At 58.4% G+C, this 23,806-nt stretch carries 19 protein-coding genes; 14 read left to right on the forward strand and 5 right to left on the reverse strand.

What is annotated here, in order from left to right; translation table 11 throughout:
• Window positions 1-138 precede the first annotated feature (138 nt).
• The 5 genes from CAURIC_RS03875 (at window position 139) to CAURIC_RS03895 (ending at window position 5,603) form a co-directional block, all read left to right on the forward strand.
• Complete coding sequence (locus CAURIC_RS03875; protein WP_052094886.1) at window positions 139-1,143, forward strand: ROK family protein; 1,005 nt, start codon at window positions 139-141, stop codon at window positions 1,141-1,143.
• 85 nt (window positions 1,144-1,228) lie between these two features.
• On the forward strand, window positions 1,229-1,960 hold the full coding sequence (locus tag CAURIC_RS03880; protein ID WP_035113414.1) for a lysophospholipid acyltransferase family protein: 732 nt from the start codon (window positions 1,229-1,231) through the stop codon (window positions 1,958-1,960).
• A gap of 199 nt (window positions 1,961-2,159) precedes the next feature.
• Window positions 2,160-3,476 (forward strand): acyltransferase family protein, encoded by a 1,317-nt coding sequence (locus CAURIC_RS03885; protein ID WP_052094884.1) that lies wholly within the window; start codon window positions 2,160-2,162, stop codon window positions 3,474-3,476.
• A 43-nt stretch (window positions 3,477-3,519) separates the two neighbouring features.
• On the forward strand, window positions 3,520-4,047 hold the full coding sequence (locus CAURIC_RS03890; RefSeq protein WP_035113505.1) for a polyadenylate-specific 3'-exoribonuclease AS: 528 nt from the start codon (window positions 3,520-3,522) through the stop codon (window positions 4,045-4,047).
• A gap of 167 nt (window positions 4,048-4,214) precedes the next feature.
• The gene (locus CAURIC_RS03895) at window positions 4,215-5,603 is read left to right on the forward strand and encodes a class II 3-deoxy-7-phosphoheptulonate synthase (protein ID WP_035113413.1); all 1,389 of its coding nucleotides are present in this window, start codon (window positions 4,215-4,217) and stop codon (window positions 5,601-5,603) included.
• Between the two features lie 54 nt (window positions 5,604-5,657).
• Here CAURIC_RS03895 and CAURIC_RS03900 read toward each other — a convergent pair whose 3' ends face one another.
• Window positions 5,658-8,033: a Stk1 family PASTA domain-containing Ser/Thr kinase gene (locus CAURIC_RS03900; RefSeq protein WP_035113412.1), complete on the reverse strand. Its 2,376-nt coding sequence runs from the start codon at window positions 8,031-8,033 to the stop codon at window positions 5,658-5,660.
• A 194-nt stretch (window positions 8,034-8,227) separates the two neighbouring features.
• Between CAURIC_RS03900 and CAURIC_RS03905 the strand changes: the two genes are divergently transcribed.
• Window positions 8,228-8,596: an Rv2175c family DNA-binding protein gene (locus tag CAURIC_RS03905; protein ID WP_035113504.1), complete on the forward strand. Its 369-nt coding sequence runs from the start codon at window positions 8,228-8,230 to the stop codon at window positions 8,594-8,596.
• Here the strand turns inward: CAURIC_RS03905 and CAURIC_RS03910 are convergent.
• From CAURIC_RS03910 to CAURIC_RS03920, 3 genes are all read right to left on the reverse strand, one after another.
• Window positions 8,562-10,157, reverse strand: coding sequence for an alpha-(1->6)-mannopyranosyltransferase A (locus CAURIC_RS03910; RefSeq protein ID WP_035113411.1), 1,596 nt, complete (start codon window positions 10,155-10,157; stop codon window positions 8,562-8,564). The genes CAURIC_RS03905 and CAURIC_RS03910 overlap by 35 nt on opposite strands.
• Window positions 10,158-10,172: 15 nt before the next feature.
• Complete coding sequence (gene crtI / locus CAURIC_RS03915; protein ID WP_052094882.1) at window positions 10,173-11,858, reverse strand: phytoene desaturase family protein; 1,686 nt, start codon at window positions 11,856-11,858, stop codon at window positions 10,173-10,175.
• 110 nt (window positions 11,859-11,968) lie between these two features.
• Window positions 11,969-13,156, reverse strand: coding sequence for a polyprenyl synthetase family protein (locus CAURIC_RS03920; protein ID WP_290183364.1), 1,188 nt, complete (start codon window positions 13,154-13,156; stop codon window positions 11,969-11,971).
• 70 nt (window positions 13,157-13,226) lie between these two features.
• On the opposite strand from CAURIC_RS03920, the gene CAURIC_RS03925 reads away from it, so the two are divergent.
• Window positions 13,227-14,195 carry a methylenetetrahydrofolate reductase gene (locus tag CAURIC_RS03925; RefSeq protein ID WP_290183365.1) on the forward strand — a complete coding sequence of 323 codons (969 nt, stop codon included), beginning with the start codon at window positions 13,227-13,229 and terminating at the stop codon, window positions 14,193-14,195.
• 76 nt (window positions 14,196-14,271) lie between these two features.
• Here CAURIC_RS03925 and CAURIC_RS03930 read toward each other — a convergent pair whose 3' ends face one another.
• Window positions 14,272-14,901, reverse strand: a complete 630-nt coding sequence (locus CAURIC_RS03930) for a GNAT family N-acetyltransferase (protein WP_035113410.1) — start codon at window positions 14,899-14,901, stop codon at window positions 14,272-14,274.
• Window positions 14,902-15,156: 255 nt separating this feature from the next.
• On the opposite strand from CAURIC_RS03930, the gene CAURIC_RS03935 reads away from it, so the two are divergent.
• The 7 genes from CAURIC_RS03935 (at window position 15,157) to CAURIC_RS03965 (ending at window position 23,805) form a co-directional block, all read left to right on the forward strand.
• Window positions 15,157-15,603: an SAV_6107 family HEPN domain-containing protein gene (locus CAURIC_RS03935; protein ID WP_235700681.1), complete on the forward strand. Its 447-nt coding sequence runs from the start codon at window positions 15,157-15,159 to the stop codon at window positions 15,601-15,603.
• A gap of 213 nt (window positions 15,604-15,816) precedes the next feature.
• Window positions 15,817-16,242, forward strand: coding sequence for a DUF3040 domain-containing protein (locus CAURIC_RS03940; RefSeq protein WP_035113409.1), 426 nt, complete (start codon window positions 15,817-15,819; stop codon window positions 16,240-16,242).
• Window positions 16,243-16,914: 672 nt separating this feature from the next.
• Window positions 16,915-17,346, forward strand: coding sequence for a division/cell wall cluster transcriptional repressor MraZ (mraZ, locus tag CAURIC_RS03945; protein WP_035113408.1), 432 nt, complete (start codon window positions 16,915-16,917; stop codon window positions 17,344-17,346).
• Window positions 17,347-17,726: 380 nt separating this feature from the next.
• On the forward strand, window positions 17,727-18,785 hold the full coding sequence (gene rsmH / locus CAURIC_RS03950; protein WP_035113407.1) for a 16S rRNA (cytosine(1402)-N(4))-methyltransferase RsmH: 1,059 nt from the start codon (window positions 17,727-17,729) through the stop codon (window positions 18,783-18,785).
• Window positions 18,786-18,913: 128 nt separating this feature from the next.
• The gene (gene ftsL / locus CAURIC_RS03955; RefSeq protein WP_290183366.1) at window positions 18,914-19,888 is read left to right on the forward strand and encodes a cell division protein FtsL; all 975 of its coding nucleotides are present in this window, start codon (window positions 18,914-18,916) and stop codon (window positions 19,886-19,888) included.
• Window positions 19,889-20,218: 330 nt separating this feature from the next.
• Window positions 20,219-22,057 carry a peptidoglycan D,D-transpeptidase FtsI family protein gene (locus CAURIC_RS03960; protein ID WP_290183419.1) on the forward strand — a complete coding sequence of 613 codons (1,839 nt, stop codon included), beginning with the start codon at window positions 20,219-20,221 and terminating at the stop codon, window positions 22,055-22,057.
• A complete protein-coding gene (locus CAURIC_RS03965) occupies window positions 22,057-23,805 on the forward strand; it encodes a UDP-N-acetylmuramoyl-L-alanyl-D-glutamate--2,6-diaminopimelate ligase (RefSeq protein WP_035113406.1) in 1,749 nt (582 codons plus the stop codon). Before CAURIC_RS03960 ends, CAURIC_RS03965 begins: the two co-directional genes overlap by 1 nt.
• Window position 23,806 lies beyond the last annotated feature (1 nt).

Raw genomic sequence — 23,806 nt, forward strand, 5'->3', positions numbered from 1 at the left:
ACGTCATGTGCAGCACCGGGATAGGAGGTTAGGACATAATCGGACTGTATGCAGCGGCGGCGCGGACACACGGGGTGAAAACCCCAGACGAAGGCGAACGATCGCGCAACACCACATACCCGGAGCACGTCTGCGGGGATGGGAAAGGGCAACACGAGCGTGGCGGAAGAGTTTCTAACGATTGGTGTGGACATCGGGGGCACTAATTTCCGAGCCGCCGTGGTCGACAAGGATGGGACCATGTTGGCCGTGGAACAACTGCCCACGCCCTCGAACGTAGAAGATCTGGAGACCGCGTTGGAAAAAGTGGTTCGCCACCTCTGCGACAAGTACTCCACCCCGCAGCGCCCCATTATCGCGGTGGGGTTGGCCATTGCAGGTTTTGTGGATGAAACCCGTACGCGCGTGCGTTTCGCTCCCCATCTGCCTTGGCGCAATACTGAATTAGTCCACCGCCTGCGCCGTCGGTTGGAATTACCGGTGATTATCGAACACGATGCAAATTCCGCCGCGTGGGGAGAGTACTTCCAAGGCGCTGCCCAGGGGGCGGGTACCTGGGTTTTGTTTGCCCTGGGTACCGGCATTGGGGCGGCCGTTATGCACGAAGGCACAATTTACCGCGGTGCCTTTGGTACCGCGCCGGAATTCGGGCACCTTACGGTCATGCCCGGTGGTAGGGCATGCCCGTGTGGCAAGATGGGCTGCCTAGAGCGGTATTGTTCCGGTTCTGCACTTCCCCTCACGGCACAAGACCTCATCGCAACTGGGTGTTGCGCGGAATCCAAGCTGGCGAAGACCTATGCCAACCACCCGGAGGAAATCACGGGTAGAGCTGTGGTGCGCCTCGCCCGAGAGGGCGACAGCTTGGCTCAACAGGTCATCGAGGACATGGCCACCTGGTTGGGCAGGGGATTGGCGCTGGTTCAAGACGTATTCGACCCCTCACTGATCGTGGTGGGTGGCGGAGTTTCCAGGGACGCAGACCTGTTCCTCACTACCGCGCAGACGGTTATGACCCGAAGCATCGTTGGTGCCGGCCACCGGCAGGTTGCGCGTGTGGTTCCTGCTCAATTGGGCGGTGATGCCGGTATGATCGGCGTAGCATTGCTGGCTCGGCGCGAAGTGGGCACGGCGTCGGCCTAGAACCAAAACGGTAGTCGGGTGGCCCGTGGCGTCGATACAACACTGCCCCAGAGACACATAACCGCAAACGAAGTAGGAAAGAACCATGCGTAACCGGACCTATTGGTGGCTCAAACACGTATTCATTGGACCACTCCTCTGGGTTTATAACCGCCCCTACACACGAGGGCTGGATAAAATTCCGAAGGAAGGTCCGGTCATCTTGGCATCCAACCACTTGGCTGTCATGGATAGTTTTTACCTACCTTTGGTTGTGCACCGGCAAATCATATTTTTGGCGAAAAAGGAATACTTCACCGCGCCAGGGCTCGTCGGCGCCATTCAGAGGTGGTTTTTTACGACCCTTAACCAAGTACCAATCGACCGTGGAGATAAAGACAGCCAGACGGCGGCCCTTGACGCTGCCCTGGAGATCCTGGGCAGCGGTAATGTTATCGGTATGTATCCCGAGGGGACCCGCTCCCCGGACGGACGGCTGTACCGCGGGAAAACGGGATTGGCACGCGTGGCTTTGGAAGCAAATGCGCCTGTGTATCCAGTAGTGATGGTCAACACCCAGAAGATTAACCCAATCGGTTCGTGGATCCCTCGCCCCTATCGTTGCGGGGTATACATTGGTGATGAGATCAATCCAGATGATTTCCGGGATCGTGGGGATAGTTACGAACAGGCCCGTGCGATGACCGATGCGATCATGGACTCGCTTGCAAAGATGTCAGGTCAAGAACGCGTTGAAGGCTTTTACGCAACGGAGGTGAAGAAGTCCCTCGAAGCAGGGCGGGGATACCCCAAGGGTTCGGAACCCCGGAGGGGTTAGCGTTCGCTAGGGCTGGCCTGTCCCCGCCAGGGGAGAGCCCCTTCGGCCACGCCTTTACTCCCCAGCCCGTTGAGCCCCAGCCCCGCCGTGGGGCGCGTTGGGGCCTCAGCGTGCGGGTTGTCGCACTGGGCCGGCCATCTACTTTTACCACCGCATATTGGTAATTGCACGTCAAGATGGTTAACGTGGGTAATTAACTATGACGACGTTCTTCCCAAACCCGCACCCTCGTGTATCGCCCGCAACTGCGGCCGAGACCGAGGGTATTTCGCGTTGGCGTGTTGGGGATCGTGAGGAGCCCAACCGGCAAACGGGGACGGATGTGGGGCGAAGGGCGTCGCACCAGAAAAATGCGGCCAGCAGCAAAATAACAGCTAACGAAAAGGCCCACGCGGCGGGCGGCAAGCGTGTGGCTTGGGCGGATACGGCTAAGGGGTTTTCCATCTTGGCCGTGTGCCTGATGCACGTGGTGACAATGGTTCCGGGGGGAATGGATACCTCGTGGGGGATGGTGAAGCTCATCTTAGACCCGCTGCGGATGCCGCTGTTCTTCCTGGTCTCGGGGCTTTTTGCCCACCGGGTAGTCGAGCGATCTCTGCCGGATCTGTGGTTCCGCCGACTGTGGTTCCTGCTGGTGCCGTACCTAGTGTTTACTCCCGTGATTGCGGCCAACCGGTTGTACATCGATGGCAAGCTTTTTACTACGCCGCCACCGTCCATTACCGCTCCCAGTGTGATCCCGGGCCTGCCTGTGCGGTTAGACCTCAACGCAATTTTCGCCCACATGGATTACGCAACCCTGGCGAAGGCGATTGTGTTTGGCGATCCCGGCTTGTGGTTCCTCTACGCACTGATGCTGTACAACGTGGCTGCCTGGTCCGTGCGCAAATTGCCGGCTTGGCTCGCCGTAGCCGTAAGCTTCATACCGGCGTATCTAGGTAGTGTGGCGGGATACATGAGCCACCAGGGTGTGCGCCAGGTACTCACGTACTTGCCCATCTTCTTTATGGGATTGTTCTTTCGACAAGTGGTTTTCCGTCTGGCGAATCACGCTTTTAGCTGTGCGGTGGTGGTTACCACGCTGAGTGTTTTTATCGTCAGCGAAGTGGCCACCTACGCACTCAACCGGACCTTGTTTGTCGAATGGAACGATACGGTTGCCGCCGTCACGGTGGGTACAGGCCTGTTGCGGATCTTCGCCGCAATTCCCTTTGGCATTGTCTTTGCTACGTGGCTTAGCCAGACACCCCTTATCGCCCCCGCGCTCACAGCCATTGGGCGGCATACTTTGCCGATCTATGTTTCCCACCAAGCGGCCCTCGCGTACGGCATGTTCTTATTGGGAGGATTCCGTGCTCAGGACGCCGAGTTTGTTCAAATCTTCGATAATCCCCAGCCTTTGATTTACTTGGGCTTTGCGATCTGCGCGGTCTCCGGGTTCATGTTCTACGGCCTGGGAAAGATTCCTGTGGTGGGATGGGTGCTGCACCCGCCCAGTTTGCGGCCTAAGCGTTAGCCTCTGGGGAAGTGATCCGGGGTGCTGGCCTACAATGAATCCCGTGAAATACTTCTACGACACCGAGTTCATCGAAGATGGCCAGACCATTGATTTGGTATCGATCGGAGTTGTCGCAGAAGATGGTCGCGAGTTTTACGCGGTCTCCACAGAATTTGACGAATCCAAAGCGGGGGACTGGGTGCGTCACCACGTGTTGCCACTGTTGCCCCACCGGACCGATTCCGCATGGATGGATCGGGCTACCTTGCGCGCAAAGCTGTTCGAGTTCTTAGTTCCGAACTATGAATCGGGTCGCAAGATTCGTGGGCACGAAAGACCCGAGTTGTGGGCATGGGTGGGTGCTTATGATCATGTCGCATTGGCCCAGTTGTGGGGTGATATGACGAAGTTGCCACGGGAATTGCCTAGGTTCTCCCACGAACTGAAGCAGCTCTGGGAAATGGCGGGTCGCCCACGGTTGCCCGAGGCTCCCACCAATGCCCACGATGCCCTAGAGGATGCGCGTTTTAACGTTGTGAAGTACAACGCGAGCGTCATTGCTTTGCGTAAGTCGCTGAGAATGCCATAAAGCTGAAATAGAGGTTCGTTGTAGGGGTGAGAGGGCGTATCCCGTGAGGCGGTGCCGTGGCGGGCGAGCGGCAGTTAACGGGAATTAGCAGGGCCTCCGAAATGCGTCCATCAACGTGTTTGGGAGCCAACGGCGCAATGTTAGTTATGGATGAGTATGCTTCATATATGGCTTGGACTATTGATGTACCCCTAGAAGAACTACCCGATCTGCCGCCGTTGCCTGATGCGATGGCAAAACAATTGGAAGATGTCCTTTCCCGTGAGGCAAAGCAGCAGCCCAGTTGGGATAAGGATCATGCATCGCGCGTGCGTAAGGTGCTGGAATCCGTACCTCCGATTGTTGTGGCCCCTGAGATTAAGCGCTTGAAGAAGCAACTAGCTGATGTTGCTTTGGGAAAGGCGTTCCTGCTGCAAGGCGGCGATTGTGCGGAGACGTTTGAGTCCAACACCGAGCCACATATTCGTGGCAATATCAAGACCTTGCTGCAGATGGCCGTAGTGTTAACCTACGGGGCATCCACCCCCGTGGTGAAGATGGCGCGTATCGCGGGACAGTACGCCAAGCCGCGTTCTGCAGATCGTGATTCTTCCGGTCTGCTGAGCTACCGTGGTGATTTGGTCAACGGCGTGGAGGCAACCGAGGAAGCCCGCGCGCACGATCCTTCACGCATGGTGCGGGCTTACGCTAACTCGTCCGCAGCGATGAACTTGGTGCGTGCGCTGACGACCAGTGGCACCGCTGATCTTTACAAGTTGCACGAGTGGAACCGCGAGTTCGTAGCGAATTCCCCAGCCGGTGCCCGCTACGAGGCGCTGGCGCAAGAAATCGATCGCGGTTTAGAATTCATGAATGCTTGTGGCGTGTCCTCCACAACGTTGCACTCCGCCGACATTTATGCCTCCCACGAATCCCTCGTGATGGATTACGAGCGTGCGATGCTGCGCTTGGCGCATAACGAGGACGGCGAGGATGCGCTGTACAACCTCTCCGCACACCAGGTGTGGGTTGGCGAACGCACCCGCGGTTTGGAGGATGCGCATATTCAGTTCGCCAAGCTCATTAGTAATCCAGTTGGCGTGAAGATCGGTCCTACGACCACGCCGGAAGAGGCAGTAGAGTATGTCAAGACGTTGGATCCCAACAACGATCCTGGTCGACTGACCCTGATTAGCCGTATGGGATACGACAAGGTGCGTACAGTGCTGCCACCCATCGTGGAGGCCGTGGAAGCAACGGGCCACAAGGTTATCTGGCAGTGCGACCCCATGCACGGCAACACTTACACCTCATCCAATGGTTACAAGACCCGCGACTTCGACCGGATTATCGACGAAGTTCAAGGGTTCTTCGAAGTTCACCGTGCCATCGGTTCGCACCCGGGTGGCGTGCATGTGGAGTTGACGGGTGAGGATGTGACTGAGGTTGTCGGTGGCGGCCAGTCCATCACCGATGTGGATCTGCCCACCCGTTACGCAACGACTGTCGATCCTCGGTTGAACACGCAGCAGTCTTTGGAACTGGCGTTCCTCGTGGCGGAGATGCTGCGTAACTAAACGAGCCTCATTGAGGCTTGTACCACCCCGGTGACGGTGTGCATCGCGTGAAATTTACAGCGTGCGCACCGTCACTTTTGTACCTTTGCCCGCCCGGGTATTGGGCCCGGGGTTTTGGCTTATGACAAACCCATTCTTACGGCCGTCGATTTCCACCTCGAAGCCTGCATCCTCCAAACGCTTTTTGGCCTCACTGCCCGACATACCAAATACCAGTGGCACTCGTGTGGAAGACGATACTTCTAGGTCAACGCTGTCGCCGCGGTTTAGCTTGGAACCCTTGTCTGGCGTGGAACTGATGACCTGATTGGTTTCGTATTCTTTGTTGTCCGCTTCTGTGACTGTGCCGACTTCCAATCCGGCATCCTTCAGAATGGATTTGGCGCGCTCTAGATCTAACCCACGTAGATCGGGTACCTCAACAGGCGCCGGTCCTTTGCTCAGATGAAACGTCACCAGAGAGGACACCTTGACTTCGGTACCAGGGGAGGGTTCGATGGTTGCCACCTTGCCCTTGGGCACATCCGAGCTATAAACTTCGTCGCCTATTTTCCCTGACAGGGTGCGGTCTTTGAGTTTGGCTTGGTAGCTGGCGGCGTTGTCGGTGGGGCCAGGTTGGGGGACGGTGGGTTTGCCCAGTGAAACGAGCACCGCCACCTGGCTTCCTCGCGGTGCCCGTTGGCTAAAAGGCGGCTCAGTCCCAATCACAGTCTGTCGCGCGACTGTATCCGAGTACTGCTGTTTCAATTCCGTAGTAAACCCGGCCTCTTGCACGGTGGCTTGCGCAGTGGCTTCGTCCATGCCGATGACTTGTGGAATCTCACCGTACCGGCCGCTGGTCACCCACCAGGCGCCGATGGCAACTGCGGCCACGAGCAGCAGGAGGATGATTGTCCACACCACGGTCGCACCGGTGCTACGGTTGGTTAATTTCTTCCCTATCGGTTTGGCTCGCCGTCCTTGGTTGGTCGACGCCACCCCGGCCGGTTCCCGCACTGCCACCCCAGGGGGTTTTTGCTGTTCATAGGGGCTGTGCGGCGTACCTTGAGGGGGATGAGCCGATCGGTAGGGATCGGGGCGAGCACCCGTGGGTGACAGGGGGTAGGCAGCTGTTTGTGGTGAGTCCGCATTCGCAGGGTGCCCTGAATCTATATATCCGCCGGGGGCCATGCTCGGACCAGCAGCCCCTGCGGCACCGGCGCCTGCACCCGCGCCAGCACCGTATCCGGCGATGCTAAGACCTGCGGCGGCCACAGCGCCACCAGCATCAACGCCACCATAACCAGCTCCGTTAAATCCACTGGCTCCGGCTGGACGTGCTGCGCCAAAGTCTTCTACGCGCGTCTCACCGGGATCGTCATAGCCGTTGTCCGGGTGGTTGTGCGCATCGCTCCACGGTCGGGCATCACCATCGGGATGCGGGGGTACTGCCACAGTGCGTGTCGCCATATCCTCGTGGTCCCACGATAACCGTTCCCCGAAATCGGATCCCTCTAGCGCCCGCATCACGGCGGAATTCTGGGGGACAGGAACCACAAAGTCGGGCAACTGCAGCCGCTGCGCCGTCTTTTCTACGGCTTCTAAGAACTCAGTGCCATTGGCGAACCGGCGGGACGGATCGCGGTGGCTTGCCCGTGCCACCAACACGTCAAGGGAGGGTGGCACACCTTCAATAATGCGGGACGGGGAAGGAACATCCCGGTCCAAGCGCAGCATCGCCGTATCCTCCGGAGACGTACCGCGGAAGGGAAGTTCTCCCGTGAGGAGCTCGTACAGCAGGATACCGGCGGAGTACACATCGCTGCGCTCGTCTAGATCTTCACCGCGCACCTGCTCTGGCGAGAGGTATCCCGCAGTACCAATGACCTGGCCGTTCGGTGCGGCGGAGCGCGTATCTGTACGTACACCGGGGAAGGTATCGTGCCTGGTGGTGTTGATGGCCCTCACCAAACCGAAATCGGCCAGCTTCACGTTGTTACGTGTAGACCGGTCACTGATCAGTACGTTATCCGGCTTGATATCGCGGTGGATCATTCCTGTTTCATGAGCCACGGCCAGCGCGGTCAAAACCGAGCGCATGACAGAAACAGCAGCGTGTGGTGGCATGGGTCCACGTTCTGCCAGCAGCTCGCGCAAAGACCCGCCCGTCACTAGTTCCATCACGAGGAACACGTAGTCGCCATCAACACCCTGGTCGAAGACGTTCACCAAGGTAGGATGATTGAGCCGAGCGACCGCCCGGGCCTCCCTCTCGAATCGCTTGCGGAACTTGGATTCCTGCGCCAGTTGGGGATCCATGACTTTCACGGCAACCTCACGGTCCAAGCGAGTATCGACGGCGGTGTAAACAGTCGACATTCCACCGCGTGCGATCTGGGCAGCGATACGGTAGCGCCCTTCCAGCAGGTCTCCGGGGTACAGGTCCGTCACGATTTTTTAAATCCTTAATAAGGGGTAGGCATTGCCGTTAGTCCTTGTCTTAGTCCACGTCATTCTACTGTAACCGTTGCATGCGACAGCTCTGAGCCAGTGCTGGGCGACGGGCGGACACAGCGGGGCGTCGGATAGAATTAAAGATCGTGAATAGCAAGAGCACACCAAAGTACGCCTCCCACCACGAACCTGTGATCTTGGAGGAGCCGACCGATGGAGTTCCCGCTGGTGAGAAGGTAGTGAGCCTCCCCGATGCCGCCGAGATCATGGGCATTGTTGTCACCCGTGTGATGGACATGTTGCGCAACAAGCAGTTGGCGGCGGTCACGATCGATGGTATTCGGTTTATCCCCGAGCGGTTTTTTAACGACAACGGAGAGCTGAACAAGTTCGTTCCTGGTGTTCTGTCGCTGCTGAGTGACGGCGGGTACACAGTGGAAGAAACCCTGGACTTCCTGTTCACCGCCGATGATTCCCTGCCGGGGCGCCCCGTCGATGCGCTGCATGGGCACTTGGCCCGCGAGGTTATGCGGCGGGCGCAGGCGATGGCGCTGATTTAGTCCGAGCGTGTGAATCTGGACCGGCGAGTATATCCCACTCGTCGGTTTTTTCTGTGGCCAATCCCGGCCGGTAGCCCAACGCATTTTGCGTGAGCCACCACATCACAGCTGCGCCCAAAACCACCCACCACAGGACGTACAGACGGTTGTTGCCACCGCCATCGAACATCACCGCGAGCCACATGCAGAACACGGAGGTGAAGAAGATGACGTTGCGGTTCGTTAGCCACAGCCCCATCAACGCTAGGGGAGCAGCGTAGTACCACGGCAGTGTCACCGTGTTGAAAACGCATGTCACTAGGTATGCCACAGTCATTCCCTTGATGGCGGCGCGCTCGTTAGCACGGAAGAGCCACCACGACACCACCAGGCCGATGCCCATCGCCAGCGTAGACCAGGGGCGGAAGGCTGAAACGAGGGAGTTGAACGTGATGGAATCATCGATGCGGGAAACAACGGGGTCCAAGGTGGATGCAATAAACGTGGGCAGAGCCAAGGGGTTGATGACCTTGGAGTTGCCCGTTAGCTCGCTGATCCATCCAGATGTTTGGCCCGATAACACGGTCACGGCCCACACCACGCCGACGGTGAGGACGACGGAGGCGATTCCGGTCCAGATCAACGTGAAGAAGCGCGGAAGCGTCTCGCGCCACACCGGGGTGGCGATTGCGCTGGAATGGGTGACCGGCAAGCGGCCTGCGATCCTGCAAACCATAATCCACACAATGAAAGGCAACGCGATAAAAGCCGTAGCCTTTAACGAACCCCCCACGGCCACGAGCGCAACGGCAAGGAAGCCACCGGGCAGGGGGCGCAGCTCGATCGCGGCGACAAGAGCGGTAAGTACGAGCGCCATCATCAGATTCTCGTTGTGCATGCCACCGATCAGATGAATCACACTCAGCGGGTTGAAGACACCCAGCCACACGGCGACATCGGAACGAACTCCGCAGTGAGGTGCCAAGCGCCACACGGCCCATGCCATGACCAGAACACTGCCGATGGACAGTGCTTTGAACACGAGCGTCCCGGCGGTGATGTTATCGCCCGTCACCGTGGTGATGGCTTTGCCCAAGCCTAGGTGGAGGGGGCCATATGGTGTGGTTGTGTTACGCCAGTCCGCAGATACTTCAAACAGCAACGGGCCGGGGTTGGCCGCGGCGCCGTGCTGGTATGCATCAATTCCATCGCGGGCTAGGGTGCCCTGCATGAGGTAAGAATAAAGATCCCGAGACATCAATGGCCCAGCGAAAGCCAGCGGGCCAATCCAGGCGGCAATGGCCGAACGCGCGAGGGACGCCCCGTGGCGGAGAATATGACCACCCACCATAATCCAGCTGGCGGCCATCAAGAGGATCCCGATCCAAAGCAAGATGACGAAGATGCCCGAAAGATGCCCAAATGTGAGGGCATCCAATCCCAAGGCCTGCATGATTCCACCGCGAGCGCGGATCGCTCCCACAGTGTGCGAGCACAGCGTCACAATGATGGATCCGATGAGGCCGACCTTGACCGCCGTTGAGTAGGAGGCTAGACGTAGTTTCTCTGCCAATCGATTCATCAGTTGTATTGTCGCTTATCGCACCCCGCCGCCGGTAATCCGCCGCGCGGCTAACGCCCCGGAAAGGATGACGGTGGGCACGCCCACGCCGGGTGTGGTGCCCGTACCGGCCAGCACCAGGTTGTTTAGTCCGAAAGCAGCGCGGTTGCGGGGACGGAACGGTCCCGTCTGGCTGAACGTGTGAGCGAGCGAAAACGGGGTGCCCGCGGCGAAACCGTGGTCCGCGGCCCAACTGCGCGGGGATTCCACCCGAGCTATGGCCAGGGAATCGGCCAGCCCGTGGAATCCACGTGATTCTAGTTCTGCGAGAAGCTCGGTGACATACGGACCGGTGATGTCTTGCCATCGCTGGCTGCCGCGCTGCACGTTCGGAGCGGGTGCCAAGATGCTAACCGGCTCATATTGACCTTGCTCGCCGAAGAGGCGGGACGGACTGGATACGGCGGGGCGGGTCACCAACAGGGACGGGTCGCTCATCAAAGCGCCGTCAGCAATCAGCTCGCTAAAAGTGCGCTCCCAGTTCATGCCAAAACTGATGGTATGGTGGCGTGAACTCGGCCACTGTGCGGTGATGCGACTGGGAATGGAACCGTGCACCACCACAGCTGAGGGGGACCAGTTGTATTTGAATCCTTTTCGGCGCCGTTTCAGCGGTTGCCCAAACAACTGGCCGGCAGCCCCTAAATCGATCGTGGAAATCACCACATCGGGGCGGAACTCTTTGCCGCTTTGAGTGCGGATTGTGGTGATATGACTGTCGGTCGTGCCTACACTCGTGGCTGCGTCACCCAGCACAATTTCCACCCCGGCATCACGGGCGGCTGTGGCCATCGCCTCGGCGACCTCTCCGATATTGTCCTGTGGATAGTACACACCCATGGTGGAATCCATATGCGAAATGACCGCGTACACCGCGCGTGCCTGCTTGGGCGAGGTTCCCGCGTACAGCGCCTGGAACGTGAACAGCTTTTCCAGTTCATCGTCTGCCAGGTGCTTCCGAGTCACCGCTTGCAGGTTCCCAAACGCGCCGATTGCCGTTAGGTGGCCTAGATCCGACGCCGCGGCGGGAGTGGAGACCATATCCAATAGGCCATCGAAATCCGCGGCGAGGAAGTTATCGTACGAAGCCGAAAACACTTCGCCCACCCACGCGCGGTGCCGATTGTAGCCCTCTACCAGGCGCGTGGCTTCCTCTGTGGCACGATCTCCGAATTTCTCGGCGGCGAAACGGGAGATTTCTGTGCGCATCACATCGGCGTCGGAGTAAAGATCAATGTGCCGACCGGAGGGAAAGAGACCACGATAAGCCGGCTGCAAGCGGCGGAATGTGAGGCCCAGTTCGGCTGGGGTTCGGCCGACGGCAGCGAGTGCGGAGGCCACCAGCTGGGGCATGGTGAACACGGTGGCGCCGGTATCCGCACGGAATTCGCCATGGGCGCTGGTCAAGGTCTCGGTGGCGCAGCGACCGCCGACGTGTGAGGTGGCTTCGATGACCGTGACTCGTTTACCGGCGCCACGCAGGCGCAAGGCAGCAGAAAGCCCCGATAGACCCGCCCCAATGATGACTACGTTGTCGCAGGCGCCATGGTGCGAACGTACGGATTTGCGACGGGTGGGAAGAGTCAACGGGATCGCTGGGTTGGGAAGGTTGAGGTGGCGGCGAGGGCGCAACCGTGGGGAAACTATGGGGCGGGAATTCATGGGTGGGACCTGCTTAATGCCGCAAAGGGCGATGCGAACTGAGGGATAGAACGGTGGGATAAAAAGGGTGGTGTTAATTGGGAGGTAGGGGCCGCGGTGAGAACCGAGGGTTAAAAGGACCGGGCGGTCAGTTTGCGGGCGTATCCCTCCAGTTCTGCAGTGAGATTCGGACTGAGGCCGGCTTTGTGAATGTCTTGGATAGCGGTTTCGGATTTCTCGGTGATAAGGCTTTCCACATGACCAGCGGCACCCGAATCACGGATGATCGCACGGAGAGCATCGACATCGTCTTCGGCCGTCACGTTGCCGAGACCCTCGCGTAGCGCAGCAGCCTGGGCGGTAGATCCCATCTCGAGCGCTGAATCAATGAGGACGGTGCGCTTACCCGTTCGCAAGTCATCGCCACTGGGCTTGCCCGTGACGGCCGGATCCCCAAAAACTCCCAGCTGGTCATCGCGCAGTTGGAACGCGATCCCGATGTTTTCACCAATCGTACGTAGGGCGTGGACCAGTTGCTCAGATGCGCCAGCGAGAGCGGCACCTACGTGCAAGGGGCGAGAGACCGTGTAACTGGCGGTTTTGTATTTAATGACGGCCCACGCGTAGTCCACGTTTTCTGTACCACTGGCTTCCACGGCGAGATCGAGGATCTGCCCACCGATGACTTCAGTGCGCATTGCCCGCCAGGCACGGCGGCATTGGTGGAGCCTCTCAGGGCTCAAACCCGAATCCCACAGCAGGTCATCGGCCCAGGCCAAGGCAAGATCGCCGGTGAGGATAGCCTGGCTCGTACCGTAATGGGCGGATTCACCCCACCATTCACGTTGACGGTGATGACCCTCGAATACGCGGTGGACGGTGGGGTTGCCACGACGGGTGTTGGATTGATCCACGATGTCATCGTGGATCAGGGCGCAGGCTTGGATGAACTCAAAGGCGCTGATTGCCGAGAGGAAGGAATTCGCTAACGCATCGGGATCTTGCGCATCGTTACCCGAGGTGGTGAGGGGCTGCCTTCCGCCAGCGGTTGTGGCCTTGGCTTCATCCAATCCGGCTCGCACACCCGCCCACGCAAATGTGGGGCGCACACGCTTGCCACCATTAACAATGAAATCACCCATGGTCTCAATGGCCTGCGTAACCAAGGGATTGATCTCGAGGAATTCAAGCTGCGATGCGGCCAAGTACTGGTTCAATCGGCGGTTCACAGCCGCGGGAACTGCGTTCAACGGGGAATCCAGCGCCCAATCATCGGGAGTGTCAAAGGAATTGGCGAAAGCATTGCCCTGAGTTCTCATAGTTCCCCAGTGTAGAGATAATTCGCGGAGCTAACGGCGCCGGCGAAACTAGACAGGTTAGTATGTTTTCATGTCAGCTATTAATCGCCAGGTTGCCGTTTCTTCCTCTTTGAATTTTACGACGCCAGGGAGGATCCCCTTCTCGGTTGAATTCATGCCCCCGAGGGACGATGCCGCCGAGATGCGTTTGTGGAATGCTGCCGAAGCGTTCCATGACCTTGGGGTTAGTTTCGTGTCGGTGACTTATGGTGCGGGTGGATCAACGCGCGCTCGTACCCTTCGTGTGGCGGAGCGATTGGCGACTAAGCCGTTGACCACGCTGGTGCACATGACCCTGGTGCAACACACTGTGGAGGAGCTCAAGGAGATTCTGCGTGGTTACGCGGAGTTGGGATTGACGAATTTGCTCGCTCTGCGGGGTGATCCGCCAGGGGATGTGAATGCCGAGTGGATCCCTACTGAAGGCGGGTTGGAGTACGCACATGAGCTCATTGAGCTCACCAAATCGATGCCGGAATGCGAACACTTCGATATCGGTATCGCGAGTTTTCCCGAGGGGCACTTCCGCGCCGGGGATTTGGACAATGATACGAAATACACCCTGCGGAAGCTTCGGGCGGGGGCCGAGTATTCGATCACTCAGATGTTCTTTGATGTCGACCACTATCTGCGGTTGCGCGATCGACTAGCAGCGGTGGACCCAGAGCATGGCGCGAAGCCGATTATCCCAGGGTTAATGCCGATAACGAGTTTGCGCTCAGTGCGGCGTCAGATGGAATTGGCGGGAGCCAGCCTGCCTTCACCCCTTGAGCAACGACTGCTGAAGGCGGCGGCAGGTGACGAGGAAAGGAACCGTGCCGCGATCCGCGAGGTGGGGATTGAAGTGACGACCGAGACGGCGGAACGGCTTATTGCGGAAGGTGCACCGGACCTGCACTTCATGACTATGAACAACGTGCGGGCGACACAGGAAGTTCTGCATAATCTAGGAATGGCGCCGGCATGGGGGCCCGATCTGGGACACGACATGGTGCGTTAGCGGCTGCTTGGCGGGCGTACCTCGTCCGCATTGTTTGAATGTGCACGTGGTGCGAGTGAGAAGATATAGGGGGGAGCTAGGGGGTTGTTGTGGTGGATTTGTTGAGTTGTAGGATCCCGAACGGCCGGGGGTCTGCGCTGAAGCGGAAGTTGCGCAGTAGGTCGGTGAACCCTTTACTGCGGTAAATCTGCCACGCGGAATTTCCTTCGAGTGGGACCTCTGGGGTGGACAGCATGATCGTTGGTCGCGTTAAGTGTTCCACGATGTGATCTAGAAGGGTATGGCCTAGGCCCAGACCTTGGAATTGTGGATCGACGTGGATCTCTGCCAGTTCAGAGTAGTTGGACAGCATCTGCGCAGCCCGATCTGCGGGCAATCCGGCCTCGATTAATCCACGACGTACCTGCGAATACCACCATGAATGGGGTTCGCCTGTGAAGCCGTAGGCTACTCCGGCGATGGTATGTGCCGGGTTGTGAATTGAGGGGGTCTGGTCTTGGGGGTGGGAAAGGGCAAGTACGCAGGCGAACCCCGCATTGTCAGCACTTGATCGCCACAGCTGCCTGCGTTGGTTGCGCGTGGATTCGGAATATGCCATGGCGCGCAGGTGGATGGTGATGAGCTCTTCCAGCCGGGAGAGAAATTCCGTAGGGCTGGCGGGGACGATCGAAAACGTCTCAGGAGAGTAGGTGCTGGAGCTGGGCATGCATTCTAGTGTGCCATTTATTTGTAGGGGGCAGTGCGGATTGTCGTAGGTTTGTCAGCGTCGATTACCGGAGGGGCGAAGGGGAGGGTCGACATATCCCTTAGAGCGTGTGTTCGATTATATGGGGTGAGGTGGATGGGGTGTCTGGGGTGCTTTTTAGGTTTAAGGGTGCAAGGGAAACGAGGCACGCTCCTCTGAAGATTGGCATAGGTTGGCTCTACCGAGCGGAAGATGTGGTCAAGGAGGGGTGAGTTAATGACGAAAGAGGACATCATGGCATCGCAAAATTTCAAGGGATCAAACGTAACGCGAATTTCTGGGCGCAAGATTGTCAGCGCGCGGAGCTTTATCGATGATGCGGAAAAACAGTTGGAGCGTTCTCGGTTCTCGGGGCGGGTAGATGATCGGGTGGTGTTTGCCTATCGGGCGGCTCTGCGTGCGGCGGGTGCGTTGGTACAAACTGCAATGGTTGGCAGGAAACGTTCTCCGCGGGGTAGCGCATGGGAAAAGCTTCGTGTGTTGCATCCGGATTTGAAGGATTGGGTAAAGCTCTTCGAGGGGTATGCGCGCATGGCTAGTCGCGCAGGTATGGGACTGGAATCGGGAATGGATCCCCAGCTTGCTGATCAGTTGTACGCGGATGCTGCTCGGTTCATAGATTTGGCGCGCGAAGAAACGGGTTACCTGCCGAGCGTTGCGTAGTTTGGGGGTTGGGTCCCTATTTTTGGGGTACAGTGGGTTAGCAAATATGAATAAATCGGCGACGGTGGAACCTTTTGCGAGGTTTATGCGTTGTGCTGGGTGAAGACCTAGGCGCGGAGGATGGACAAGTTGGGGTCATCGCCGGAATAGGTGGTGGCGATCCAGTCTCGCTGGAGCGCTAGGAACGTGTCTAACAAGACCTGGAGGTCGACAGTGGCTCTATCGGAGCAAGAAAAGCGCATGTTGGAGGAGATTGAGCGTGCCCTCATCGCGGAAGATCCGCGCTTGGCACGCAGGGCTTCTGTGCGTGAAGGCTCGGCACCTGGCCTCACGGTGGGGATTCGCTCCATTGCTTTAATGATGCTTGGTCTCGTGATGCTTATTGGTGGCATCGCATTGGCGCAGAATTCCCTGTGGTTCGTTGTCTTGAGTGTGGTCGGTTTTCTCGTGATGTTCGGCGGTGGATTGCTGATGTTCAAGCCGGAAATTGCGGGAGTGTCTAGAAGCAAGACTAATGCTGCACGTCAGATTCGGATGGGGGATAGCGGTGCGACCAAGCGAGATGCGCATAAGCGGACCAGCGATGGTGGCTTCGGGGACCGGTTGGAGAATAGCTTTAAGAAGCGCTTTGATCGGTAATAGGGCAAGGTTCGCGTAGAGCGCGCAACACAACTCCCACTGAGAGAGTAGTGGCGCACGTCGTCAATCCCTCGGTCAGCTTCTTTTTCGGTGAACCCTAGGCTTCCTGCTCCTTGAGTAAAGGAGGGGAAGTCTAGGGTTTTTCTATGCCTGATCCGCTCGCGCAGATGTTCTCGGGTTGAGGGAAGTCCCCCCACACTGGCTACAGAAAAGGGAAAATTCCCCACTTGCCAACCATGCGTAGGGAAACCAGTCTCGAAGAAATCCAAAATGAGAGTCATGGTTATGTCCGGCTGGCTTTCAGCCGAGGCTAAAGCGCCAGTAATTGGCCGTGATAAGCGAAAATAAAGTTCCGTTTGCCTGAGGCCACCAGGCGGTTTCGATCGGCCGTGCCCGTCCGAGTTGAGCTCGGTCGGTGTGGTTTGTGCGCGATAAACGGGTTACTCATCGAGACTTCCCTTTTTTGTAGACACAATTTTCGGCGTGTGCTGGTCTTGGTGGGGTGAAGTGGGGTAAAGTGGGGATCGTTGGTGAGTGGTTACTAAAAGATGCGCTCTGAACAGTGCAAATGTAGTCATCGGCCGGCCTCGGTAGGCAAAAACATCCGAGATACAACTTCATGTGTGACAACTGAACAGTGGATGGAGTTGACGGGAAAGGAGCCAGGTTCAGATGTTCTTTGGCACTTTTACCCCGAAACTCGACGACAAGGGTCGCCTTACCCTCCCGGCTAAATTCCGGGCGGATTTAGAGGACGGCCTGATGGTCGTCAAGGGGCAGGATCGCAGTTTGGCTATCTACCCGCGTGACGAGTTCCTTGTCCGTGCCCGGAAAGCTGCCGCGGCATCTCGTACCAATCCCAAGGCGCGAGCTTTCGTTCGTAACTTGGCTGCGAGTGCGGACGAGCAGAATCCGGACTCGCAAGGGCGAATAACAATCGCCCCTGGGCATCGCCAGTATGCGGGACTATCCAAAGAATGTGTGGTCATCGGCAATGTGGATTTTGTTGAAATCTGGGATGCGGAAGCTTGGCGGGACTACAGCTCTCGCTACGAGGAAGATTTCTCCGCCGGTGATGATGAAGCCTTTGCTGAGTTCTTGTAGCCCGAAGCGCGGAGGCGCCTTAGGCAGGATCGAGAGCTCGGGAGAGTGTGCGCAGGCCCTTACCTGCGTGGACGACGTGACGTTTGATGTACTTCCCCAATATCAAACCCACACCCACGCAGGTGAGGCCCTGTTCGCACTCTCTTTTTGTTGAAGGCCTCGCTATCCGTTTCGCCGCCACGTGGCACGCGCCACTCGGCATTCCGCGACCCGGGTTCCTGACTCCGCAGTCCGATACGGCACCGTAGCCCGACAATGCGCGAAGGTATGGGCTGCAGCTCAGCCCAGCACTGCACCGCGGGTCAGTACCGTCCCGCCCACGATCTTGACAACAGAAATAAGCATCCACGATCCCGACAACAAAAGAAAGGAGGAAAAGCATGAATCAGAACACAGAAATACCCAACAATAAAGCGCAGGAACACGGCCATGTGCCTGTGATGCGAGACCGCATGGTCGAACTCGTCGAAACGGGTGTGCGCAGCGATAGTGCTCCAGTCACACCAATCATCATCGACGGCACGCTGGGCGCCGGTGGGCATGCGGAGGCTTTTCTTTCTTCTTTTGAGGACGCCATTGTCATTGGCTTCGATCGGGACCCCAATGCATTGGAGGAAGCGTCTGCGCGCCTTGCGCCCTTCGGGGACCGGTTCGTGCCCTTCCGTACCCGTTTTGATGGGATCACGGAAGCTATCGAGGACTTAATCGCGCTAGATCGTATCCCGGACGACGTGAAAAGGACTGGTGTCTCCGCGTTTTTCTTCGATTTAGGCGTGTCCTCCATGCAGCTGGACCAAGCAGAACGTGGTTTTGCCTACCGAGTGGATGCTCCCTTGGATATGCGCATGGATCCTCGGTTGCCACTCACAGCGGCGGAGATCCTTAACACTTACTCCCACGGTGATCTCGCTCGAATCCTCAAAACCTACGGTGAGGAACGCTTCGCGGGCAAGATCGCCTCGGCGGTGGTGCGCGAGCGGGAGAAGGAACCGTTCAAAACTTCGGCTCGTCTGGTGGAATTGCTCTATTCCTCTATTCCGGCGGCTGCCCGCCGTACTGGCGGACATCCCGCAAAGCGAACCTTCCAAGCGCTGCGTATCGAGGTGAATGCCGAGTTGGAGGCACTGGAAAATGCACTTCCCATCGCCGCGGCGTGGACTCACATCGGAGGGGTGAACGTCTACATGAGTTACCAGTCCCTTGAGGACAAAATCGTCAAAAGTGCTTTTGGTGGCCTCACGTCCTCGCAAACTCCGCCGGGACTTCCCATGGAACTTCCCGGTACGGAGCCGGAGTTTGCGATGATCACCCGCCGTGCCGAAAAGGCAACGGAACTGGAAATCGCAGAAAACTCCCGCGCGGCGCCAGTTCGAGTTCGCGCGGCACGGCGGGTCAGCGATAGGGGAAAACAAGGTTTCCCCTACGCCAACCACAACTAAGCGCACAGAAGCGAGAATTCTCGCAGATCATCCGAACTAGCTCTCAACTTCCAAGCGCTTTCGATGAAATCTTTCGCACACCTCTCACCACAACCCTCAACCTCAACTAGAACATTAAGGAACAAAGAATGACACCGACAGGTACCCTCCGCGACCTGCACGAGCCATCCGCTTCCAGTTCCCGCGTGGCTTCTCGTCGTGAGAAGTCGAGCGCTTCCTACGCCGAGGATGCACAGCCTACGTCGAGGGCATCTCGGTGGGCCACAACACAGAGTTCTGGTGTGCGCGCCCCAGAACGCGAGCGCCGGACCAGTCGCCCACAGCGAACGGGCTCACCGGTGCGCACCACGCCCCGTCGCAACTCCCGTGTTGGCTCGAAACAACAGATCTCGGTCCGTGGACGTCGGGTCATTGCAACATCTCCGGCCAACACCCGCCTTCGCCGTCGCATTGTCGGTTCTGCTATTGCCTTCGTCCTGGGTATCGCTGGGGTGATGGCCCTGTCCGGTGTGACTACCGAGCAGTCCTTCCAGATCGCCGACGCGAACGCGCGCAGCAAGCAACTGGATAACGAATTGGAGAGCCTCAACCGGGATGTGGAATTGGCGAAGTCCTCAGGTCGCATCGCAGCTGAAGCCACTAAAATGGGTATGCTCGCCCCCGACCAGGCGGCGGTTCTAGATGCCAATGGTAAAAAGATCAAGGAAGTCCGCCCAGGGGACAGCTCCAAGGATCGCGAGGTCATTGATGTCAACGGTGAGGTAAGCCGTCGCGGTGCAACAAGTAATCCCAACGAGACCAACCGCGTGGAGGGGTTGGCTCCCAACAATCCAATGCTGGCTGGCAACGTTGCCCCCCGAGGTCGGACATCGGCTCCTAGCAACAATGGCGAGCTGCCGTACAGCGATTCGCCGGTAGGGGCACCCGCGGGCAACCGTGCGCCTGCCCTGGCACCAGCACCAGCACCAGCACCAGCACCAGCGCCGCGCGGACAAAACGCGCCCGCGCCTGCTCCCGCCCCTGCTGCCAACCGCGCTCCGGCGCCTGCTCCGGCACCCGCACCCGCCCCAGCACCTGTCCCGGCCCCGGCACCTGCTCGGTAGGGCCCATTGGACGCGAACGTGGGCACAGGGTGGCGTCGGATAAAAGGTGCAGCCCAACCGCCGCGACGGCAAACTAGCCAACCAACCTGGAGCCCACGCGGCGGGGAAACTGGATGGCACAACTGCACCAGCACCAAACGCACGACTTCGAGACACGCCGGGGTTAAACCCCCGGCTTCTCGCGGTTGAGTGGGGACAATAGGCAAGCATTGAAAAATGAGGAGGAACGAGACTGTGAGACCGCAGCGATCTGAACCACCGCGGCGCAGCGACGCGCCGCAGGACAGGGGTTCTGCATCTCGTGGTAAGGAGACCTGGTGGCGCGCCGCCATGGCCCTGGAACACAGTCCGGCTACGTTCAACAAGCGCGTGCGCCTTGTTATCGTAATTATCTTTATCCTCGTCATCGCCATGGTTCTGCGCTTGGCATGGGTGCAGATCATCGCGGGGGAGAGGCTGTCGATGCAAGCGCAGGCTCAGCGCACCGCAACCATTGCAGATCCCGCGCACCGCGGAAAGATTGTCGATCGGAATGGCCAGGTGCTGGCCTATACGATGGAGGCCCGCTCGCTGTCGGTCCACCCCAACAAGCTGCGGGGATGGATGCAAGAACATCATGAGCAGAACCCGGATGAAGTTCTGCCTCCGGACCAACGCATCGACCAAATTGCGGAGGAGCTACCCAAGCTGATCTCCAAAGACGGCGATGATATTGAGCCGCAGGAAATCAAGGACAAGCTGACCAGCGAGGAGACCTACGTGGTTCTGGTCCGCAACGTGGACCCCGATATCGCGGCCCGTGTTGTGGAGAAATTCCCCGAGATCACCTCGGAACGTCAAGATATTCGGCAGTACCCCAACGGTGCGGTTGGCTCCAACTTCATTGGAAAGATCAGCACCGATAACCAGGGACAATTTGGGCTGGAGCTTTCCCAGGATTCCAAGCTGCAGGGCATAAATGGTTCACGCACGGTAGATATCGCCGGCGATGGATACCTGATTCCCGGCTCCACACGCGATCAGCACCCTGCTGTCGACGGGGACCAGTACAACTTGACTATTGATGTCGACGCCCAAACGTTCATCCAGCAACAAGTTCAGCAGGCGCGGGAGAAGTCCGGTGCCAAGTCCGTATCCGCGGTGGTGCTGGATTCCCAGTCAGGCAAGATCCTTTCCTTGGCTTCCTCGGACACGATCAACCCGAACGGGGATGTCGAAAAGCAGCTGAAGCAGAAGAAGGTCTTCGGTGACCGAAATACTGCCGACTCGTTTGAACCGGGTTCAGTTGCCAAGATTATGACGGCTGCGGCGGCGGTGGAGGATAAGAAGACCCGCCCGGACGAGGTTTTGAAGGTTCCCGGCTCCATCGAGATGTCCGGGGTGACCGTTCGCGATGCGTGGCAACATGGAGATCTGCCTCTGACCACCACGGGTGTGTTTGGCAAGTCTTCGAATGTCGGCACCCTGATGCTGGCCCAGCGTGTGGGTGAGGACAAGATGTACGATTACTTCCGCAAATTCGGGGTGGGCCAAGCCCCGGGTGTGGGTTTGCCGTATGAAACCGCGGGATACATGCCAGATCGCAACCAGTGGTCGGGTGGCACTTTCGCAAACCTGCCCATCGGACAAGGCATGTCCATGAGCTTGTTGCAAATGGCTAGCATTTACCAAGCCTTAGCCAATGGCGGCGAGCGTATTGAACCCCGCCTGATTGAAAGGACCATCAAGGCCGATGGCACGGAGATCCCAGGTACGGAACCAAAGCGCACCCAGGTTGTCAGCCCCAAGACCGCGCGTACGGTGATCGATATGTTCCGGGCAGTGACCCAAAGTGATCCCACGGGTGTGCAGCAGGGCACGGGTTCATCCGGAGTCATTAAGGGATACCAAACATCGGGCAAGACAGGTACCGCGCAGCAGGTGGACCCGAAGACGGGCTCGTACTCCAATTCGAACTACTGGATTACATTCGCTGGCATTGCACCCGCCGATGATCCGCGCTTTGTCGTGGCCCTGATGATGGACGACCCACAGCGCGGACCCGATGGCGGGGCCGGAGGGTCAGCCGCACCGCTGTTCAGCGATATTGGATCGTGGCTGTTGGATCATTACAACGTCCCACCATCGCCCACCGAAGGGCCAAAACTCATGTTGGAGGCAAGGAACTAATGACTACTTTGCGGATTCTCGCTGAGGTCACTGGCGGTCGTATATCCCAAGGGCATGATGACGTGGCGGTGACCAGTGCGGCAATCGGTTCTTCGGATGTTGCCGAAGGAGGACTGTTCTGTGCGGTTCCTGGGCTTCACGCACATGGTGCGCAATACGCGGCTTCTTCTAAGGCAGCGGCGGTGCTCACGGATCCCGCGGGCGAGGAGATTCTTCAGGCCCAAGCCAGCGACCTGCCTCGGTTGATTGTGGATGACGTCCGCCTTTGGATGGGCCCGGTCGCGGCTGAGATTTACGGTTATCCTGCGCGCAAGCTGTCCATCATTGGAATCACGGGTACGTCGGGTAAAACAACCACCAGCTATCTGGTGGAAAAGGCTCTGTTGGCAAAGCATTCCGTAGGCATTATCGGTACCACCGGAACCCGCATTAATGGCCGGCCCATCCCCACGCAGCTGACTACACCTGAGGCGCCCACCATGCAGTCCCTGCTGGCGACCATGGTGGATGAGGGTGTAACCCATGTGGTCATGGAGGTATCCTCTCACGCGCTGGAACTCGGCCGCGTGCGTGGTATCGACTTTGATGTCGCCGCCTTCACGAACCTCAGCCAGGACCACCTGGATTTTCACCCCACGATGGAGGATTACTTCCAAGCTAAGTCGCGGTTGTTTACTGGCGCAGATTCTTCCAGTCTTTTTAACGACGCCCCCTCGGGCTCAGCGGACACCGATTTGGCTGTGGGGGCCAACGAGCCCGAGGGCGCTGCCCGGGCTCCCCATACGCGAGCTACCTCAGCCGTCCCCGCTGCTGTTATTTGTGTGGACGATGAGTGGGGACAACGTATGGCCGCATTGGCTGCACGACGGCACGGCCCGTGCGGTGGTGCGGTTGCACCGGTGCTGGCTGTTCGTACAACTGGAACGGCGAAGGAACCGGCGGACCCCTTCAGCTCTCAGACTGCTCAAGCAGAGGCACAACCCATCCCAACGTGGACACTGGATGATGTGCATGTCACCGCGTCCGGGCGCCAGGAGGTTCGTTTCAATACGGGAACCGACCGGGAGCTGGAATACTCCATTGGTTTAGCCGGCAGCTTTAACGTGGCCAATAGTGCCGTAGCCCTAGCGTGTGTTGCGCAATTGGGAGAGGACGTAGAGGCCGCAGCCCAGCACCTTCGCGATGTGCAGGTGCCAGGACGTATGCAGGCCGTGGACGAGGGGCAGGATTTCCTCGCCATGGTGGATTACGCTCACAAGCCCGGTGCCGTAGCCGCAGTGGTTCGCACACTCGCTGATTACTTGCCTTCGCCGACCGGTCGCATTGGCATCGTGATTGGCGCGGGCGGTAACCGCGATCAGGACAAGCGCCCGAAGATGGGGTACCAGGCAGCACTTGTTGCTGATGCCGTGTTCGTCACCGATGACAACCCCCGCGATGAGGATCCGCGCCCGATCCGTGAAGCCATTGTTCAGGGCGCGGAGGCTGGATTCGCTGAGCGCGGCGTCGAGAAAATGGCCGTAACCCTTGCCAATATTGCAGATAGGGCAGAAGCCATCGAAGCGGCGGTGCAGTGGGCACAGACCGGTGATGCGATCGTCGTGGCAGGTAAGGGGCACGAAACTGGGCAATTGGTAGCTGGAGTTGTGCATGAGTTTGACGATGCCCAGCGGCTACGGGCTGCGATAAAGAGTGCTTTGGCTGGGCGAAAACAGCAAATAAACACAGGCAATCAAGGCGGGATGTGAA

The organism is Corynebacterium auriscanis (genome assembly GCF_030408435.1).
GTDB lineage: Bacteria > Actinomycetota > Actinomycetes > Mycobacteriales > Mycobacteriaceae > Corynebacterium > Corynebacterium auriscanis.

What these genes read in the sequence shown, in the direction of transcription:
- CAURIC_RS03875 (WP_052094886.1), top strand. Translation starts at nt 139, where the DNA reads ATGGGAAAGGGCAACACGAGCGTGGCGGAAGAGTTTCTAACGATTGGT.
- CAURIC_RS03880 (WP_035113414.1), top strand. Translation starts at nt 1,229, where the DNA reads ATGCGTAACCGGACCTATTGGTGGCTCAAACACGTATTCATTGGACCA.
- CAURIC_RS03885 (WP_052094884.1), top strand. Translation starts at nt 2,160, where the DNA reads ATGACGACGTTCTTCCCAAACCCGCACCCTCGTGTATCGCCCGCAACT.
- CAURIC_RS03895 (WP_035113413.1), top strand. Translation starts at nt 4,215, where the DNA reads ATGGCTTGGACTATTGATGTACCCCTAGAAGAACTACCCGATCTGCCG.
- CAURIC_RS03910 (WP_035113411.1), bottom strand. Translation starts at nt 10,157, where the DNA reads ATGAATCGATTGGCAGAGAAACTACGTCTAGCCTCCTACTCAACGGCG.
- crtI (WP_052094882.1), bottom strand. Translation starts at nt 11,858, where the DNA reads ATGAATTCCCGCCCCATAGTTTCCCCACGGTTGCGCCCTCGCCGCCAC.
- CAURIC_RS03920 (WP_290183364.1), bottom strand. Translation starts at nt 13,156, where the DNA reads ATGAGAACTCAGGGCAATGCTTTCGCCAATTCCTTTGACACTCCCGAT.
- CAURIC_RS03925 (WP_290183365.1), top strand. Translation starts at nt 13,227, where the DNA reads ATGTCAGCTATTAATCGCCAGGTTGCCGTTTCTTCCTCTTTGAATTTT.
- CAURIC_RS03930 (WP_035113410.1), bottom strand. Translation starts at nt 14,901, where the DNA reads ATGCCCAGCTCCAGCACCTACTCTCCTGAGACGTTTTCGATCGTCCCC.
- CAURIC_RS03935 (WP_235700681.1), top strand. Translation starts at nt 15,157, where the DNA reads ATGACGAAAGAGGACATCATGGCATCGCAAAATTTCAAGGGATCAAAC.
- mraZ (WP_035113408.1), top strand. Translation starts at nt 16,915, where the DNA reads ATGTTCTTTGGCACTTTTACCCCGAAACTCGACGACAAGGGTCGCCTT.
- rsmH (WP_035113407.1), top strand. Translation starts at nt 17,727, where the DNA reads ATGAATCAGAACACAGAAATACCCAACAATAAAGCGCAGGAACACGGC.
- ftsL (WP_290183366.1), top strand. Translation starts at nt 18,914, where the DNA reads ATGACACCGACAGGTACCCTCCGCGACCTGCACGAGCCATCCGCTTCC.
- CAURIC_RS03960 (WP_290183419.1), top strand. Translation starts at nt 20,219, where the DNA reads ATGGCCCTGGAACACAGTCCGGCTACGTTCAACAAGCGCGTGCGCCTT.
- CAURIC_RS03965 (WP_035113406.1), top strand. Translation starts at nt 22,057, where the DNA reads ATGACTACTTTGCGGATTCTCGCTGAGGTCACTGGCGGTCGTATATCC.